Genomic DNA, 957 nt, shown 5'->3' on the forward strand with positions numbered 1-957 from the left:
TTGCACCGGAAGTGCCTTTCTGAACGTGGGCTGATCGAAGTGTGGTAACTCCAATCATCCCAGCTCAAAGGGCACTTTCCTTACATCAACACCCTCCGAACAGGCGATTCATCGGTGGATCGAGGCTTAGATAGCCGTACACCGTTGGGGGACATACCTCCGTTCGATCCGAAAGTGCGATGTGCTCGTGGTCCAAGTCAGGCTCGAGAGTCGTGACGTTGAGATCATCGAACTGCGTGGTATCAGGCAAATCCGGTGCATCCGTGATCTTCTCGCCCAGAACTCTGATTGAATAAGCCGACCAGCAGCGAGCAATGAATTCCTGCACAGTTTCGCCGCGTTGCCGCGTGTTGCCCACCGCGTCGCCGAGCAGCAACGTCCAGCGCTCTAACTGCTGTCTCGCGACCACGGCGGCGCCAACGAGCTGCCCCGCGAGCATGAGGCGACAGGCCGAGACTGCACTTTCCAACCCCCAGGCGAGGTGAGCGGGGCCGTCTCCGTGGAAGGATGCGGGAAAGCGCTGAAGTGGTACGCCAAGCTCAACATGCGCCCTATCGAGGATCCCAATCGGCAGTAACGGCTTGAGGGCTTCAACGGCGTACCAGTCAGGTATCTCTTTGATGTTTAACATCCGCACGTTGTGCCGAGCGATCAATGCCTCAATCAGTCGCGATTCGCCCAGAGCACTCACGCGTTCGAAGTCCGCTACGGTCGGCTGCACTTGGCGTCCACGGCGATCCGCCTTTGCCACCGCGCGACGCGTCTCCTTTGCGGTCGGCTCCCGAAGCCCCGCCCGCCGCTCTGTCTTCGACCTACTTTTTCGGCCCACGGCCGAGGAATTGTCAATACCTGTGGATCGGGGTGTTTCAGGCGACCTCCGTTCCGGTGTGTTGATCGCCGTCTGACGGTGGTGCCGGCGGGGTGATGTCGGTGGGCCGTTCGAGCAGTTTGCCTTTG

General features: G+C 59.9%; 1 protein-coding gene. It reads right to left on the bottom strand.

What is annotated here, in order from left to right; translation table 11 throughout:
- Positions 1 to 85: 85 nt before the first annotated feature.
- Positions 86 to 751 (bottom strand): hypothetical protein, encoded by a 666-nt coding sequence (locus tag ACXMYJ_RS29215; protein WP_460359561.1) that lies wholly within the window; start codon positions 749 to 751, stop codon positions 86 to 88.
- Positions 752 to 957: the final 206 nt, after the last annotated feature.

It is taken from the genome of Mycobacterium sp. ZZG (genome assembly GCF_054786995.1).